The following is a 380-nucleotide window of genomic DNA, read 5'->3' on the forward strand; positions in this document are numbered from 1 at the left end:
CAGCTGGCCATCGCCCAGCGACTGCCGCCAGTTGCTTACCAGCTCGGCGCCACGGGTGCGGGTATCGGCGGCATTGACGAAGAAGCTGGCGCTCTGCAGGCCACTGACGCCGTAGCTGGCGGCCACGTAATCGGTCAGCGCATCGCCGGTGATGCTCTCCGACAGCGCGATGCGGTCGTCGATATCGATCTGGAAGAAGTCCAGCGACAGGTCGAAATGCTCGCCGATGCGGCTGGTGAAGCCCAGCGAGGTGTTGATCGACTTCTCCGGCTTCAGGTTCTGCGCACCCAGGCCACGCGCGATCGGATTGTTGACCGACAGCAGCCGGCCCTGCACCAGCTGGCCGCCGGCGTTGTAGCCGGTGGAGGTGGATTCGTAGC

Annotated in this window: 1 protein-coding gene; it reads right to left on the reverse strand. The window is 65.3% G+C overall.

Going from position 1 to position 380, the window contains the following annotated elements; all coding sequences use genetic code 11:
- The coding region (locus HG543_RS54335) for a TonB-dependent receptor domain-containing protein (RefSeq protein WP_169352749.1) at positions 1-380 on the reverse strand (380 nt) is incomplete at both ends.

This window comes from Pyxidicoccus fallax (genome assembly GCF_012933655.1).
Classification (GTDB): domain Bacteria; phylum Myxococcota; class Myxococcia; order Myxococcales; family Myxococcaceae; genus Myxococcus; species Myxococcus fallax.